Annotated in this window: 15 protein-coding genes; 2 read left to right on the top strand and 13 right to left on the bottom strand. The window is 46.9% G+C overall.

Annotation, left to right across the window (positions count from 1 at the left end):
* Positions 1-17 precede the first annotated feature (17 nt).
* Both HXT57_RS01760 and HXT57_RS01755 read left to right on the top strand, forming a co-directional pair.
* Positions 18-2,030, top strand: a complete 2,013-nt coding sequence (locus tag HXT57_RS01760) for a DUF4037 domain-containing protein (RefSeq protein ID WP_415697948.1) — start codon at positions 18-20, stop codon at positions 2,028-2,030.
* A complete protein-coding gene (locus HXT57_RS01755; protein ID WP_415697947.1) occupies positions 2,027-2,695 on the top strand; it encodes a DUF4125 family protein in 669 nt (222 codons plus the stop codon). The genes HXT57_RS01760 and HXT57_RS01755 overlap by 4 nt, the downstream gene beginning before the upstream one ends.
* On the opposite strand, the gene HXT57_RS01750 is transcribed toward HXT57_RS01755, so the two are convergent.
* The 13 genes from HXT57_RS01750 to mltG form a co-directional block, all read right to left on the bottom strand.
* Positions 2,692-3,336, bottom strand: a complete 645-nt coding sequence (locus HXT57_RS01750; protein WP_196768820.1) for an alpha/beta hydrolase — start codon at positions 3,334-3,336, stop codon at positions 2,692-2,694. The two genes, HXT57_RS01755 and HXT57_RS01750, sit on opposite strands and share 4 nt — an antisense overlap.
* A gap of 57 nt (positions 3,337-3,393) precedes the next feature.
* Positions 3,394-3,867 (bottom strand): metal-sulfur cluster assembly factor, encoded by a 474-nt coding sequence (locus HXT57_RS01745; protein WP_076002660.1) that lies wholly within the window; start codon positions 3,865-3,867, stop codon positions 3,394-3,396.
* 35 nt (positions 3,868-3,902) lie between these two features.
* On the bottom strand, positions 3,903-4,571 hold the full coding sequence (sufU, locus tag HXT57_RS01740; RefSeq protein ID WP_415697946.1) for a Fe-S cluster assembly sulfur transfer protein SufU: 669 nt from the start codon (positions 4,569-4,571) through the stop codon (positions 3,903-3,905).
* Between the two features lie 86 nt (positions 4,572-4,657).
* Positions 4,658-5,989: a SufS family cysteine desulfurase gene (locus HXT57_RS01735; protein ID WP_415693370.1), complete on the bottom strand. Its 1,332-nt coding sequence runs from the start codon at positions 5,987-5,989 to the stop codon at positions 4,658-4,660.
* Between the two features lie 103 nt (positions 5,990-6,092).
* On the bottom strand, positions 6,093-6,869 hold the full coding sequence (sufC, locus tag HXT57_RS01730; protein WP_004110671.1) for a Fe-S cluster assembly ATPase SufC: 777 nt from the start codon (positions 6,867-6,869) through the stop codon (positions 6,093-6,095).
* A 9-nt stretch (positions 6,870-6,878) separates the two neighbouring features.
* The gene (sufD, locus tag HXT57_RS01725; RefSeq protein WP_421783636.1) at positions 6,879-8,126 is read right to left on the bottom strand and encodes a Fe-S cluster assembly protein SufD; all 1,248 of its coding nucleotides are present in this window, start codon (positions 8,124-8,126) and stop codon (positions 6,879-6,881) included.
* Positions 8,126-9,664 carry a Fe-S cluster assembly protein SufB gene (gene sufB / locus HXT57_RS01720; protein WP_049762345.1) on the bottom strand — a complete coding sequence of 513 codons (1,539 nt, stop codon included), beginning with the start codon at positions 9,662-9,664 and terminating at the stop codon, positions 8,126-8,128. Before sufB ends, sufD begins: the two co-directional genes overlap by 1 nt.
* 332 nt (positions 9,665-9,996) lie before the next feature.
* Positions 9,997-11,679, bottom strand: a complete 1,683-nt coding sequence (locus HXT57_RS01715) for a CTP synthase (RefSeq protein WP_012913898.1) — start codon at positions 11,677-11,679, stop codon at positions 9,997-9,999.
* Between the two features lie 62 nt (positions 11,680-11,741).
* Complete coding sequence (locus tag HXT57_RS01710; RefSeq protein ID WP_004110700.1) at positions 11,742-12,197, bottom strand: type II 3-dehydroquinate dehydratase; 456 nt, start codon at positions 12,195-12,197, stop codon at positions 11,742-11,744.
* A gap of 19 nt (positions 12,198-12,216) precedes the next feature.
* Complete coding sequence (locus HXT57_RS01705) at positions 12,217-13,899, bottom strand: bifunctional shikimate kinase/3-dehydroquinate synthase (protein WP_410310202.1); 1,683 nt, start codon at positions 13,897-13,899, stop codon at positions 12,217-12,219.
* Positions 13,896-15,083: a chorismate synthase gene (aroC, locus tag HXT57_RS01700; protein ID WP_033888589.1), complete on the bottom strand. Its 1,188-nt coding sequence runs from the start codon at positions 15,081-15,083 to the stop codon at positions 13,896-13,898. Before aroC ends, HXT57_RS01705 begins: the two co-directional genes overlap by 4 nt.
* 49 nt (positions 15,084-15,132) lie before the next feature.
* Positions 15,133-15,549, bottom strand: coding sequence for a peptidase A24 (locus tag HXT57_RS01695; RefSeq protein WP_102155782.1), 417 nt, complete (start codon positions 15,547-15,549; stop codon positions 15,133-15,135).
* 172 nt (positions 15,550-15,721) lie between these two features.
* Positions 15,722-16,912 (bottom strand): endolytic transglycosylase MltG, encoded by a 1,191-nt coding sequence (gene mltG / locus HXT57_RS01690; protein ID WP_116431892.1) that lies wholly within the window; start codon positions 16,910-16,912, stop codon positions 15,722-15,724.
* Positions 16,913-16,928 lie beyond the last annotated feature (16 nt).

Raw genomic sequence — 16,928 nt, 5'->3', positions numbered from 1 at the left:
ATAGCAAGGGGGCTTTGATGGAGGACGCTGCGCAATTTTATAACGAGCTTGACGAAATGTTCGCGAATCACGCGAGCGCAGACGCGATTGAAACGTATCTTTTGCGAAAACTTACCGAAGCCAATCCCCTGCAACTGTCTATTCTCAACGAACTCATGGGCTTTTACCGTTCGCGCGGAGAGCACACAAAAAATCAGCCAATCATCAATCGCGCTCTAAATCTTGCAAACAAAATGCAGCTAGCTGGCACGGAAGCTGGCACAACTACGCTAATTAACGCCGCCACAAGCCTTCGCGCGGCAGGCAGCTACGATCGCGCCGAAAAAATTTACACTCAAGCTCTTAACGAATCCACCGAAACGCTCGGCACTAAAAACCGCAAGCTTGCCGCGCTTCACAACAATCTTTCGATGCTTTACAGCGAAACCGGTCGCACGCATGATGCAATTGAGGAGCTTAATCAGGCGCTTGAAATTTTGCAAAATACGAGCACGGATCCTGAGTGCGACATCGATATTGCCGCCACGCACACGAATCTTGCGCTTTCGATGCTGCAGGAGTGTACGAAGGAGCATACGAAGGAGTGCTCGCATCCCAACACCAGCACAAACAGCAAATCCGCAACTCTTGAATCCGCTTTTGAACACGCTTCGACCAGCGTTCGCATGTATATTGCGGGGAATAACGAAAATCAGCCGCACTACGCTTCTGCATTGGCAGGCTTTGCGCAAGTACAGTGCGCGCGCGGAGAGTACGCTCAGGCTGAGGAAAGTTACAGTAAGGCACTTGATTTGATTGCGAGATGCTACGGAAAAGATAGCGAATCTTACGCGATTACGGCAGAAAATTTGCGACAAACGCGCAAGTTGGCAGAAAAAGTTACGAAAATATCCGAAAAAGTATCTGCAAAATTATCTACAAAAATTCAAGAATCATCAAGCCAACAAACAGAAAGCCAACAAACAGAAAACCAACACACAGCAAACAATAACATAAAAACCGGCATGCAATTAGCGCAATCATACTGGCAAACTTACGGAAAGCCGTTACTTGATCAGCCAAAATTCGCGAGGTACAAAAATCGCATTGCAGCAGGATTAGTTGGTCACGGTTCGGAATGCTACGGTTTTGACGACGAAATTTCGCGCGACCACGATTTTGGTCCCGGATTCTGCTTGTGGCTTACTGACGAAGATTACGCGGAAATTGGCGCGGATTTGCAAAACGCTTACAACGCACTTCCGCAAAAATACGCCGGTTTTGAATCTCGCAACGAAACGCAGCGCGCCAAATCATGCGAAAGCAGCAAGCGAGTCGGAGTGTTCAGCATAAGCGAATTTTTCGAAAATCTAACCGGCTTCCCCACTGCCCCGGCCGCAAACGAGCCGCACTTATGGCTCTCATTAAGCGAGTCAACGCTTGCAGCAGCGACGAACGGAAAAATTTTCGCAGATCCTCTTGGCGAGTTCTCAAAAGCGCGCCAAAGCTTCAAACTCATGCCGAACGACGTGCGAATCTCACTAATCTCGCGCAGACTTGGCATGATTTCGCAAGCCGGCCAATACAATTTCCCACGCATGATTGCGCGCAAAGACGCATCCGCAGCATGGCTTTCTATCAACGAATTCGTGCGCGCAACTGCTTCCCTCGTTTTTCTGCTCAACAATCCTGTAACCGCAGGCTACTTGCCTTACTACAAGTGGCAGTTTGCGGCATTGCGCAAGCTCAGCAATCGCATGGCATCTAGGCTTCCGGAAGTATGCAGCAAACTTGAGTCGGTAATGCGACTTTCTTCCGCTGCTTGTTTTGGCGGCGACGGTTCCGGCGGCGACGGTTTTGGCGAAGGCGGCAAAGGAGCGGGAATTGCGCAAAAGCAAGTTACGCAAATAATTGACAGCATTTGCGAAGATATTGTGCGAGAATTGCAATATCAAGGCTTAAGCGATTGCGACGAAACTTTTTTGGAATGGCAGCGGCCGTACGTTGAAGCGCATATTAATTCGCGCGCTGCGTGCTTAAGGAGCTTATGATGTGCGATTCATCAGTAAATTCGAAAGCGCAAAAGCTTGCGAAAGCAGAAAATCTTGCGGAAGAAATCACTAAACTCGAGTGGGATCAGTTTCAGCTTACAGAAAACGAAGGCGGACGCGCGAATTGCCAAGGAAACTGGCCAACTTTTCGCATTATGCGCATGAGTCAGTTTTTGGCGTGGCCGCTGGATTTGCAGGAGTCTTATAAGCAGGATCTTGAGCGCGCAAACAGCAACGGCGGCAATTTGATTACGGAAAAGTATGCGCGAATGATGGAGTCGACTGCGCCGGAAATTTTTGAGCGCACGATTAAGCCTTATATTAAGCCAATTTTGGAGCCTAGAAAAAGCGCGCAGGAGCAGATTATTTTAACGCAAGTTGAGTGGGCTGCGGATTTTCGCGAGCACTACCCGCATTTGGGTTTTGCGATGCGCGTGCTTAAAACTAGCGAGGATACGGCAGAAAATACATCTTTTGAAACGTATTTGCGAGGCGAATTAAGCACGTATTCTGACGCAACTTTCGCAAAATACCAGCGTTTTGTACATAACTTGCGCGCGGAAAATATAAATCTTACGCAAATGATTATTGCGAATACTGTGCGAATGTATGGATACGATTCGCTCGAAGCGGCCGAGCGTGCGCAGATTAGAAATGCAGCTTAAGAATAAAGCAGCGACGCTGCAGAAGCTGCGCGAGAGTCACTTTCGAGAAAAAGCGCGGAAGCAGCGGAAAGACCGGTTTGTTGCAAAAACGTGCGGTAAAGCATTACGTCGGGTTTGCGCAAATGCGATTCGTAAGATGCACAAACGCCGTTAAGCTCGCCGAGTATTGGGCAAGTTTTGCGCGCGCAATTTAACCAATCGCAAGAAGCGTTACCAAGTGCCCACACGCGCACGCCGCTCGCAATCAACTCACGCGCCACAGCCGAAGCATCCGCAAGCTCGCCTGCAAAACCGCGCTCGAAACGCTCAAAATACAAGCGATATAGCCATGTAACTGCCGGCCCGTGATGCTCATCAAACGAATCCAGCGCTTGCTTGCAACTCCACCCAGCCTCGCGCAATGACTCGTGAAACTCAAATCCCCACTCAGGCTCGAAACTAAAAAGCACTTCCCCAATAAAATCCGGATAATCCGCAGCCAGAGTGCGGCGCGCATCCCAATCCACCAGCAATTGCAAGTCGAAAACAACGTCAGTTATTTTGCGCAAAGCATACTTGCGAATACTATTTTCGCGCACATCACTTATTTCGCGAATATCACAGATACCGCTTGCACTAACTGCCTTTATTTCAGCGCCCATAATTCTCACTTGTGCAATACGTTGCTCTCAAAACAAAACAGCACACCAACCAAATACTCACACAGTTGGCGGAATACCAGCACTCATCGACGCAGCGCCAACTACGCCAGAACCGTACATTCCTGCAGCAAAATTCGCTTGCAAACTGTTGAGATTGTAGCCAAGCGCCTCAAGCTGCGCGCGACCGTCCTCATTAATGTTTTCAACGCTCCAACGCGGCTTCCACGTCCAATCAATACGAAACTCTTCCACCAAGCCTGCGAGCGCATTCGCACACTCATCCTCAATCAATTCAGTTAACGGACATGCAGGCGTGGTAAGCGTCATAGTAATAATTGCGCGCCCAAGCTCATCAATTTCAATGCCATAAACCAAGCCTAAATCAACCACGTCAATGCCAAGCTCAGGATCCACAACATCGTGTAAAGCGTCTAAAATATCATCTTCTGTAACTCGGCCAATGTCATTCGCGCTTAAATTCGCAGGATGCGTTTCATACATCACCTCAGATGCCGATTGATTTTCTTCCATAATATTCCTTGCTTTGCTTGTACCAAATTTCGATTTTACAAGCTGCCAAGAATTTGCGGATTCAAGTTTTGTGAAGCTTTTGCGATGCTGTCTTTTAGGCCTTCCCACGCCAAAAGCGCGCACTTAATTCGCATTGGGTAGCGCGATACGCCTTGCAAAACCATTGCATCTTCCAGCGCATCTTCGTCCTCTTCGCTTTGCAAACCTTCTCCGCGAGATTCCATAAGCTTGTGGAAAAGCGCGTCTAATTGTAAGGCTTCGTCAACTGATTTTCCTTCGACTAGATCAACCATCATTGAAAGGCTTGCTTGCGAAATTGAGCAGCCGTGACCGTCCCACTTAATACTTGATACTATTGGTGTTTCGTCATTATTTGCGCTGCGCGAAAGCTCCACGCGCATGGTAACTTCGTCGCCGCAAGTTGGATTGAATTGGTGCGATTGACCTAAAGCAGAGTTTTCGTCAGATATAACAGCGCAACTTTCGTGAGTATTATTTAGGGTGATTTCGGCAGATTCTGTATTTTTTGCAGATTCAGTAGATTCTTGAGTTTCTTCCTGCAGCTCCGCTTTTGCGAGCGCGTCCGTGCTTTCGAAATGAGTTTTGCCATGCGGATTTCGCGCAGCATCCAAAATCACTTCTTGGTACATGCTTTCTAAGCCGTCACCAGCCGCATCACCTGTACCAAAACCCATATCAAACATACGCTCTCCTTACCTACTCGCTAATTCGCTAACTCGCCAATTCGCTTTGCTAACACGCTAACTCTCCAACTCGCTCGCTAACAATATTATGCGCCAAAGTAGGCGCGAACGTGTGAGACTGCTTCAACAAACGCGCGAGCCTCGTCAACTGTGTTGTAAACGCCAACAGAAGCGCGATTCGAAGCATACACGCCAAAATGACGGTGAATCGGCTGAGCACAATGGTGTCCGACGCGAATCGCAATGCCCTGCGCGTCCAAAAACTGTCCAACATCGTGCGGATGCACACCTTCAACTTCAAAAGCAACCGTGCCAATTCGATTCTCTAAATCAGCCGGCCCCAAAATGCGAACTCCCGGAACGTCTTGCAATTTTAGCAATTCTGCAGCAATTTCCCGCTCATGCTCTGCAACTTTATTCATGCCCACCGCGCGCAACCAATCCGCTGCAACGCCAGCCGCAACCATTTGCGCAACCGGCTGAGTTCCAGCCTCAAAACGGTAAGGCGCATCCATGTATTGCGCCGGCTTGTTAAGCCACGCAAGCTCTACCATTGAGCCGCCAAAATTGGCAGGTGGAAGCGCGTTCAAAAGCTCGCGGCGACCATACAAGAATCCAACTCCTGTAGGACCATACATTTTATGCGCACTAAATGCCGCAAAATCAACGTTTAAAGTGTGAAAATCAACCGGAATATGAGACACTGACTGGCATGCGTCGAGCACAAAAATCGCACCAACTTCGTGAGCGCGCTTGCAAATCGACGAAACATCCGTAATCGCGCCAGTAACGTTGCTAATATGCGTAACTGCAACGATTTTCGTGCGCTCGTCAATAATTGTTCGCAAATAATCCGCGTCCGTGCGCACGCGGCCGTCCTCTGTTACGTCAATCCAACGAAGCTCCGCTCCAGTGCGAAGAGCCAGCTCTTGAAATGGTAGCAAAACAGAGTGATGATCTGCGCGAGATACGACTATTACATCGCCTTCTCGAAGCACAAAATTTTGGCGGAAATCAGCAGAATCATCGCTGTCTTTTTTGCAAATTCTCGCCTTCGCACTAGCGTTACCAATAGCAGTTGCGAAAAGATTAAACGCGCCGGTCGCGCCCGGAGTAACAATAATTTCCTCGCTGCCAGCATCCGCGCAAGCTCCAACGAGACGCGCAACTTTCGCACGCGCTTCTTCGAACGCAACCGTGGAAAGTGCCGCCAACTCGTGCGCTCCCCTGTGCACACCAGCGTTAATTGTTTCGTAAAACTCTTTTTCGGCGTCGATTACAACTTGCGGCTTTTGCGAAGTAGCTGCAGAATCCAAGTAAATCAAGGGTTTTCCGTGCACAGTATCGTGAAGCGAAGTGCCGTGAACCGTGCGACTTAAAATCGGAAACTGCGAGCGCAAATCACTAAATTCTCGCATAATATTTTCTGTAGTCACTGTAGTCATATTAAACCGTTTTTTACGCTATTTTGACGCTATTTTTACGAATATACAGATAGATTAAACTGTATTTGAACCGCGCTTAAGCCAGTGCCGACTCAGTTGCACCTTCCGGCAAATACTTGTCGTAGCCTTCTTCTTCCAGCTCGTCCGCAAGCTCCGGTCCTGCAGTCTTTACAAAGTGACCTTGCGCAAAAACGTGCACAATATCCGGCTTAATATACTTGAGGATTCGCGTGTAATGCGTGACCATCATAATGCCCAAACCGGTGTTCTCTTTGGCGCGATTCACGCCTTCAGACACAATTCGAAGCGCGTCAACGTCTAGACCAGAATCAGTTTCATCCAAAATTGCAAACTTTGGTTTCAAAAGCTCTAATTGCAAAACTTCCGCACGCTTCTTTTCGCCGCCGGAGAAGCCTTCGTTTACAGAACGCGACGCAAATTTTGGATCCATTCGAAGCTTTTTCATAGCCTCGCTAAGTTCTTTCACCCAGCTTCTTAAAGATGGAGCTTTGCCTTCGACTTCAGTTTTTGCAGTACGAAGGAAGTTCGTCATAGATACGCCCGGTACCTCTACTGGATATTGCATTGCGAGGAATAATCCAGCTTTTGCGCGCTCATCAGGAGTCATTTTCAAAATATCTTCGCCGTCGAGAAGAACTTGACCCGAATCGACTTCATACTTTGGGTGTCCTGCCAAAGTGTAGGCAAGAGTAGACTTTCCAGATCCGTTAGGACCCATGATTGCGTGAGTTTCGCCAGAATTAACTGTAAGATTTACGCCTTTTAAGATTTGCTTGCGACCTTCTTTTGTTTCTACAGAAGCGTACAAATCCTTAATTTCCAAAGTTGACATAATGTTCTCCTATTCTTCCGTTCTTGCAAGACGGCGCTCAATCGCCTTCATTAAGTGATCAACAATTTCCGGAACGCCAATTTCCTCAATCAGCTCGTTAAAGAATCCGCGCACAACAAGCTTTCGAGACTCAACCTCACTAACTCCGCGCGACTGCAAGTAGAAAAGCTCTTCGTCGTCAAATCTGCCGACTGAACTTGCGTGACCGGCACCAATAATATTTCCGTTTTCAATTTCCAAATTCGGCTCAGAATCGGCGATTGCTCCAGGAGTGAGCACCAAATTACGGTTCAACTCGTACGAATCTGTGCCAGGAGCTTCCGGCTTAATAAGCGCGTTTCCAACCCAAGTTGAATGCGCACCCTTTCCTTCCAAGGCACCCTTGTACACTACTCGCGACTTGCATTCTGGATAGTTGTGCACAACCATCGTGCGGTGCTCAACATGCTCGCCTGGATCCACAAAATACATGCCGAGCATGTTCAAATCACCCTGTTCGCCACCAAAATCCTGATCCATGCGAATACGCACAACATCTCCGCCAAGAGTGACCATCGTGTGGCGAAGCGAAGCTCCCTCACCAACGTGAATACGCTGATTTCCAACGTGTTTACTGCCCGAATCCCACTCTTGAATAAAGGTAGTAGAAACGTGCGCGTGCTTTCCGAGGATGATTTCCACACCTTCAGCAAGTTTTGCGCAGCCGGTATGTTCGATAATAATGTCAGCATTCGAGCGAGAATCCGCTTCGATTACTAAGTGCAATGCGTCAAGCGTATTAACATTATCACCCTGAATTTTCAGTACGATTGGCTTTTTGATTTCGCCAGATACGTGAAGCACGTATGCAGATTTCGCTGTATTCCACGCGACTGCAGCTACGCGATCAGACGGCTTCATATCGGTATGAGGAGCCTCGTTTTTCGGCTTTACTTGCAAACTTACGGAACCGTCGCTACCAACGTAAGAATCATCCAATGCAGCTCCACCAACACCTTCAAGAGTTACTTGAATACTATTAGATGGTTCAAAACGCTCGAAAAACTCGGAAATTCGCTCAACTGGAGTATATCGCCAATCTTCCTGCTTTCTAGTTGGAATCGCAAAATCTTCCACATTAAACGAGCGCACGGATTTATCTGCGCTAGAAGGCATTGCTGCAGGAACCGCATACGGATCATTAGGGTCTGCTATAGGAATATTAATTTCTTTTTCCGTCATTTTATTGCCTAAATTCTCTTTTAAATCTTCGCTCATCAGCCCACGGATCCTTCCATTTGCAACTCAACTAAGCGATTCAACTCAAGCGCGTACTCCATTGGCAGCTCGCGGCTAATCGGCTCCACGAAGCCGCGAACAATCATGCCCATAGCCTCTTTTTCTTCAAGCCCTCGACTCATCAAATAGAAAAGCTGATCCTCCGAAACCTTGGAAACAGTGGCCTCGTGAGCCATCGAAACGTCATCTTCGCGCACGTCAACATGCGGATAAGTATCGGACCTGGAAAAATCGTCAACAAGCAAAGCATCGCACACAACAGACGAACTAGAGCCCTTCGCACCCTTAATAATCTTCACAAGACCGCGGTAAGCTGAACGTCCGCCGCCGCGCGAAATCGACTTAGCAACAATCGTAGAACTCGTGTGAGGAGCTAAATGAATCATCTTCGCACCAGTATCTTGATATTGTCCGCGGCCAGCAAAACTCAAAGACATAGTCTCCGCTTTTGCGTAAGGCTCGGCAAGAATACAAGCAGGATACTTCATAGTAGCTTTGGAGCCGATGTTTCCGTCAACCCACTCCATTGTGCCGCCCTCGCGCACGTAAGCTCGCTGAGTTACCAAGTTATACACGTTATTTGACCAGTTTTGCACTGTTGTGTAACGCACACGCGCATGCTTTTCCACAACAATTTCAACGTTTGCAGCGTGAAGCGAATCCGTGGAATAAATTGGAGCCGTGCAACCTTCAACGTAATGCACATAAGAGCCTTCGTCCGCAATAATAAGCGTTCGCTCAAACTGACCCATGTTCGGCGTATTAATTCTAAAGTAAGCTTGAAGCGGAATATCCACGTGCACGCCTTTTGGAACATACACGAACGAGCCGCCACTCCAAGCCGCGGTGTTAAGAGCTGCAAACTTGTTGTCGTCAACAGGGATCACGGTTGCGAAATACTTTTTTACAAGCTCCGGATACTTTTGCACTGCCGTATCCGTGTCAACAAAAATCACGCCTTGAGCTGCCAAGTCTTCGCGAATCGAATTGTAAATAACTTCCGACTCGTACTGTGCTGCAACGCCTGAAACTAAGCGCTTTTTCTCCGCTTCCGGAATGCCTAAGCGATCGTAAGTTTTGCGAATATCTTCCGGCAAATCGTCCCAAGTTTTTGCTTGATCGTGAACCGGGCGCACGTAGTATTTAAAATCGTCAGCGTCAAAACCGCTTAAATCCACGCCCCAATCCGGCATTGGCTTTTGCAAAAACGCGCGGTAGCCTTGCAAGCGAAGATCTAGCATCCACTCCGGCTCGTTTTTATCGGCAGAAATTGCGCGAACAACCGACTCGTCAATACCTTTTTTTGCAGCCTCGCCTGCAGCGTCCGAATCGTGCCAGCCGTAATTGTAATCACCAAATTCAGCAACAATTTGCTCATCTTGGCGGATTTTCTCTTCGTTTACGCGAGCGCGATCTGCCACATACTGGCTCATTTCAACGTCTGCAGCTTTATTTTTTGCTAGATTACCATCGCTTGCTGCAACGCTTGTATCGCCAGTAACGCCAGTATCATTCATATTGCCAGTATCGCTCATAAAGCCTGTAACACCTCCATACTTAACGCACACCTGCGCGCGGTACGTATCAATTGGCAAAAGCTGCTCCCCAAGCGCTACTTTTGCACTCTCCCCACTCAATTATCACCTATCTAAGGTTACCTCGTAATGCGATTTCTTGGTATAGCCGTGTTACGCGCAAAACGTAATGTTTATCACAATCTAATAAAACAAAAACGGCAGAAACTTTACGCGCGTGTAAAGAAAAGATCGGTTGCGAATGAAAAAGCGGCAAAACTTAGGAAAACCCAGTCTTACCGCTTATTTCTATTTACTTAATTCTTACTTAAGCCTTACTTATCAGCCTTACTACTAGCAGCAGCTTCCTGATGTTCCAGTGCTGCCGCAACCAATCCAGCAAACAGTGGATGAGGCTTAGTTGGACGAGACTTAAACTCTGGATGAGCTTGAGTTGCTACGTAGAATGGGTGAGCTTCCTTTGGAAGCTCCACAAACTCAGTCAAATTACCATCTGGGCTTTGGCCGCTAATACGCAAGCCAGCTTCGCGCAAACGATCCTTATATGCCACGTTCACTTCGTAACGGTGACGATGACGCTCAGTAACATGCGTAGTGCCGTAAAGCTCAGCAACAATAGAACCTTCTTCAAGCATTGCAGGGTAAGAGCCAAGTCGCATTGTGTGACCCATATCTCCCTTACCAGCCACGATATCCTTCTGCTCTTCCATAGTCGCAATTACTGGATCGCCACAATCCTTCTCGAACTCAGTGGAATTAGCATCCTCAAGCCCAAGCACGTGACGAGCGTACTCAATAACCATAGATTGCAAGCCAAGGCAAAGACCAAGCGTTGGCAAACCATGCTCGCGAGCGTAACGAAGTGCGCCAATCTTACCTTCAATACCGCGAATGCCGAAGCCGCCTGGAATAACCATGCCGTCCATTTGGTCAAGAGCCGCAGCTGCACCTTCTTGAGTTTCGCACTTGTCGGCAGCAACCCAGCGCACATTCACCTTAGCCCAGTTTGCAAAACCGCCAGCTTTAATAGCCTCGGTAACAGAAAGGTAAGCATCCGGCAAATCAATATACTTTCCAACGATTGCAATGTTTAGCTCATGCTTTGGATGATGCACGCGCTCAAGCAAATCTTCCCACTCGTTCCAATCAACATCGTGGAATGGAAGCTCAAGCTCGCGAACAACGTAAGCGTCCAAGCCCTCGTTGAACAAAATCTTCGGCACATCGTAAATGCTTGGAGCGTCGACGCAGTTCACAACGCCTTCAGCATCGACATCGCACATAAGCGAAATCTTGTCTTTAATAGCCTGATTAAGCGGACGATCGGAGCGCAAAACAAGCGCGTCTGGAGAAATACCAAGCTGACGCAGCATCATCACAGAATGCTGAGTTGGCTTAGTCTTCAACTCGTGCGCTGCAGCAATATAAGGTACCAAAGAAACGTGCACAAACATGCAGTTTTCAGGACCTAAATCGCGACGAACTTCGCGAGCAGCCTCCAAGAATGGCTGGGATTCAATATCGCCAACTGTGCCGCCGATTTCCGTAATAATCACGTCTACATCGTCGGAAGCTTGCGCGCGCATACGCGACTTAATCTCGCCAGTAATATGCGGAATAACTTGCACGCACTGACCCAAATATTCGCCAGCGCGCTCCTTACGAAGCACAGATTGATAAATCTGACCTGTAGTTACATTCGCTTTCTGGCTTAAGAAAACATCGAGGAATCGCTCGTAATGACCAATATCGAGATCTGTTTCTGCACCATCTTCCGTAACATAGACTTCGCCATGCTGGAATGGGTTCATTGTACCCGGGTCAACATTGATATAAGGGTCAAGTTTTTGTTGTAATACATGCAATCCGCGACTGCGTAAAAGTCGACCTAAAGATGATGCTGTAAGGCCTTTTCCGAGGGACGAAACTACGCCACCTGTGACAAAAATATGCTTTGTAATATGCTCCTGAGAGTTACCATGTTGTCTTCTAACCATGGAACTCCATGGTATCTTCGAGCCTCGACGCTGGGTGTTGATTCGCAAAAAATCGAACAAAATCAAACAAGATGCGCAACAGCTTCCAAAGCGAGCTTATAGCCGTATAATCCCATGCCTGTAATAGTGCCGGTTGCAACAGGACTAATTACACTAATTTTACGAAAAGCATCGCGCGCAGCAGGATTAGAAATATGCACTTCCATGAGCGGAACTCCAGCATCCAAAACCATGTGAGCAGCGTCCGCGAGCGCGTAACTGTAGTGTGTAAAAGCGGCAGGATTCATAACAACAGGCGTATGAGTATCGGCAGCTTCGTGCATCCAGTGAACCATTTGCGCTTCGTCGTCACTTTGGCGCACTTCTACTTCAAACCCAAGTTCCGCACCCCACTTTTCGCATTTCTCGCGCAAAGTTTCAAAGTTCTCACTACCGTACACGTCCGGCTGACGCACGCCTAAACGACCTAAATTCGGTCCGCTTACAACAAGCACTTTTTTTGTATGCTGATTTTCCATTTTTACCTCGCAAGATTAATTATTTTTGCTTATAAACGCGCTCAAAAGCTTCACGAACAGCTTCAATAGGCGGATTGTCTAAATGCATAGGATTAGAAATACCATCCAAAATTACGAAACGTAGCATGTTGCCGCGCGCTTTCTTGTCGCGATGCATAAGGTTAAGCACACACTCAAAAGCAGCATCCGCATCTTTGGCACACTGCCACGAAGTTGGCAATCCAAGCGAATCCAAAAGCGAACGATGATACGCAACGTCTCCCGCATCCAAATATCCTAAAATTTGCGCAAGCTCCGCCGCAAAAACCATGCCAACAGCTACAGCGTTTCCATGACGCCAACGGAAGTGCTCAATCTGCTCAATAGTGTGACCAAGCGTATGCCCGTAGTTCAAAAACTCGCGCAAACCCTGCTCTTTTAAATCGCTCGATACGTGATACGCCTTTACTTTAACTGTACGTTCAATAAGCTCCACGAGCAGTTCATGAAGTTCGTTATTATTTTCTAAATCATCCCCATTAAATTCACGCAAAAGCCTTGCGTTATTGGCATCGCTAAGAATCTTCAAAATTTCGCCGTCGCGAATAAAACCAGATTTTGCAACCTCGCCCAAGCCTTCAATAAGAATATCGTTTGGAAGAGTTGCAAGCGTAGAAGTATCTGCTAAAACGCCAGCTGGAGTGTAAAAGCTGCCGACTAGATTCTTTCCAGCATCCGTATTAATACCAGTTTTACCGCCCGTAGACGCGTCAACCATCGCAAGAAGCGAAGTAGGGCAGTTTACATAGCGAATTCCACGCATCCAAGTTGCAGCAACAAATCCAGCGACATCCGTTGCTGCTCCTCCGCCTAAACCAACAATTGCATCCGAACGAGTAAAACCAGCTTCTGCCAGGTTAGCCCACAATCCACTTGCAACTTTAATAGTTTTTCCAGCTTCTGCATCCGGAATTAACATGTCGAAAACTTCGTAACCAGATTGGCGCAAAATAGTTCGAGCTTTGTCGCTATGACGCTGAACAGGTTGCGTGTGAACTAACGCCACTTTAACTGGCTTAGTTCCAAGCATTTGCGGCAGAAGTTGCATTGCACCGTCACCAATTCGCACATCGTATGGTTCAATTCCTTCACCTGTTACGTGCACAATACGTTGCATAATCATGCTCCTTAATTTTTCTGCAGCCATATACGGAGTCGAACCTTTTGTTTGCATGTGGATATTCGATACCGCTCTAAAAACAGGGTCTCTCTGCTCAAATAATTCCATCCAACGCTTTTGCGCATCTTCTCCAGAAAACATAGGACGATTATTATTCCAGCTTGCGCGCTCAATAGCCTCTTTAGCATTGACTTGCAAATACACAACGCGACCGCCACAGCGCATATACTCACGCAAAACTTTTTGAGTTTCTTCACGCATAGGCGCACCTCCACCAAGCGAAACTATTCCCTTTGTAGAATCTTCTATAGGTGTATCTCCCAAAATTGCCTCTCGCACTATGCGAGCTTCTATTTTACGAAAAGCATCCTGGCCATATTCCTCGAAATATTGCGGTATTGACATATCAATATCGCACTCGATCATGTCATCTGTATCATAAAAAGGCAGATTCATAAGATGCGCAACTTCGCGGCCAACACGCGTTTTTCCAGCAGCAGGCATGCCAATAATAACAGCTAGCGGAAGTTTAGTGTTGCTCATTTCATATTCTCCGGCCAGGAAGCTACGTAAGACTCCACATTTCGGCGCGTTTCTTGCAAAGAATCTCCGCCGAATTTTTCCAAAGCATACTTAGCTAAAGTAAGCCTTACCATCGCTTCTGCAACTACAGAAGCAGCTGGCACAGCAGTGAAATCGGAGCGCTGATTAATAGCTTGAGCAGCTTCGCCAGTAAGCACATCCACTGTGCGCAAAGCGCGTGGAATAGACGGAATTGGCTTCATTGCAGCGCGCACGCGAATAATTTCGCCGTTCGACATTCCGCCTTCAATTCCTCCAGCTCGATTAGTAAGACGCTTAATTTTCCCATTTTCGTCTGTTACCATTTCGTCGTGCGCGGCCGATCCGGGGCGATCTGCTTCTGCAAAACCGTCACCAATTTCCACGCCTTTAATAGCCTGAATTCCCATAAGCGCGCTCGCGAGAGCCGCATCCAAGCGACGATCCGACTCAACGTATGTGCCAACTCCTGCAGGCATGCCGTAAGCAAGCACTTCCACTACTCCACCGAGCGTATCTGCATTTGCTTTTGCTTCGTCGATGCGAGCCATCATTCGCGCTTGCGCATCTTTGTCAAGAGTGCGAACTGGAGAAGCATCCAAAGCAGCAACATCATCTGGTGTTGGTAAAGCTAAACTTTTGTTAGTGTATTCGCCGCCGATGCCGATAACATGCGCAACTGTGCGCACGCCTAAAGCTTGCTGTAAAAACGCATCAGCAATAGCACCCAAAGCAACGCGCGAAGCTGTTTCCCTAGCGCTCGAACGCTCTAAAACTTCGCGAGCATCATTAAAACCATACTTGCGCATACCAGTTAAATCCGCATGCCCTGGACGAGGGCGGCTCAAAGGAGCATTTCTGCCAACTTGCTCAACCTCGTGATCCAAAGGATCTGCACTCATTACTTCGGTCCACTTTGGCCACTCTGTATTCGCGATTTCTACAGCAATCGGAGAACCAAGCGTTACGCCGTGGCGAACTCCAGTTAAAAGACGCACTTTGTCTTGCTCAAACTTCATACGCGCGCCACGACCATAACCAAGGCGACGGCGAGCAAGTGCCGAAACTACATCATCGCTAGTAATATGCACGCCAGCCGGCAAACCTTCAATCATGGCCACTAACGCTTCACCGTGCGACTCCCCTGCCGTTTGCCATCTAAGCATGCCATTTCTCCTTTCTCAAGCAATTTACGCGTCTAAATACTCTACTCTACTAACTACCAAGTATTGAGCTGGTTGTTATTGACAGCAATGCTGCGAGTATTGCAGATATTGCTTCTACTGGTACGAATGGTATTGATGCGTTGATTGGCGAGCAGATTTTGCAGTAAATTTTCCATAGCAAAAGCCAAAGTAAGCCAACTGCTCCAACTAAAGCGAACCAGTAAATTAAGCAGTAAAAGCCGAATAATACCAAGGCTTGCGCAATCATCGACGCGCTCGTAACATCTCCGAAGCCAATAGCATTTTTTGCGGAAATTTTTCGCATACTCCAGTAAATTACAAAAATAATTACGCAAGAAATCCAGCCGAAAATAAGCACGCTAATATTTCTAAACAAAATAACCGAATATATGAGATTCGCAAAAGATTGAAAAATTCCTGCAATAACAACCCAAAGTCTTGGCACTACGCGACTTTTTATGTCTGTTGCGCAAACTGAAATTAAACATGTGAGCGTTGGCAGCACCGATAGTATCGTAATAATTAATTGCTTCATTAAAGCAGATTACGAAAACTTGCGAAACTGTTACAACCTCAAAACATATATGTGGTTAAAAGCTATATTTTTATTTAACAGTTTAGTTACCTTCGGGATTGTTGCGCTTGTACTCGTCGCGGAACTTCAAAAAGTCGTCTTTGTTATCCGCAAACTTCGTTTCGCCAGTTTTCAAATTCGTGGTGACGAAGTAAAGCCACGGACCGTCTTGAGGCTTAATAGTGGCAAGAAGAGCGTTGTCTCCAGCAATGCCAATAGGCGTAGGAGTCAAACCCTTATGAATACGTGTATTATACGGATTATTTGCATCGTCAAGCATTGCTTGCGTGAGTTTAATAGGTTTTACTCCCGCGCCGTAACCAACAGTAGAATCCATTCCTAACGACATATCTTTTGCCAAACGGTTCAGTATTACGCGAATAACTTTGCCATAATATTCGCGATTATTCACTTCAGCTTCGGCAATAGATGCCATAATTAAGGCTTTTTCTCTATCTTTACCTTTAGGAATTCCAAGAGAATCAAGTTTTTCAATACGCTTTTTTACCATTGCGGAAAGAATAGCATCCGCACTTTTCATAGCTTTTACGTTATAAGCTCCAGGCTCTAGCCAGCCTTCAACACTACCGTTTGCTTCAGCAGGCAGAATTCCTGCAGCACCATCAGCTAACGCAGCCTTGAATTTATCTAAACTTATTCCAGATAATGTTGAAGCTTTTTGCAAAACGTCTGCTGCGTGATCCCCTGCACGAACTTCAAGGAATCCGCCTGCTTTTGTTTGATCTGAAAGAATATCAACTACATCAATAGCAGCCATATGTTTTTTCAGTGAGTAAACGCCAGGATACAAAATTTTATTATTTGCAGAAACAGCTGAAGTAAAAGCTGATTGAGATTTAACAACATTTGCCTTAACTAATTTGTTGGCAACGCTAATAGCACCCTCGCCGGTGTCAATAGTAAACTCAACCGTTCCAAAGCCTGGGCCTGGCCAATCTGCAACAGACTCGCTATTTTGAGATAATTTCCACGCGCGAACCGCACTGTATCCAAAATATCCAACAACAGCTAATACGAATACGAGCAGAATAGATAAAACGACTTTTGCTCTACGCCTGCGTTTTTTTGCTTCAAGACGAGCTTTAGCACGTTTTCTGGAGCTAACAGTCGAAGACTTGTATTTAGAAGAATTAGATGATTCTGACGACGGCTCGCCATCATGCTCAGTCCACTTTGCATGTTTGTCAAAAAATTCATCAAAATTGTCAGACACGCTATTCTCCTCTTCG

The sequence above is a fragment of the Gardnerella sp. KA00771 genome, assembly GCF_049244045.1.
GTDB classification, from domain to species: Bacteria; Actinomycetota; Actinomycetes; order Actinomycetales; family Bifidobacteriaceae; genus Bifidobacterium; species Bifidobacterium swidsinskii.
The sequence above is the reverse complement of the archived record's forward strand: the minus strand, read 5'-3'. Positions and strand labels throughout refer to the sequence as shown.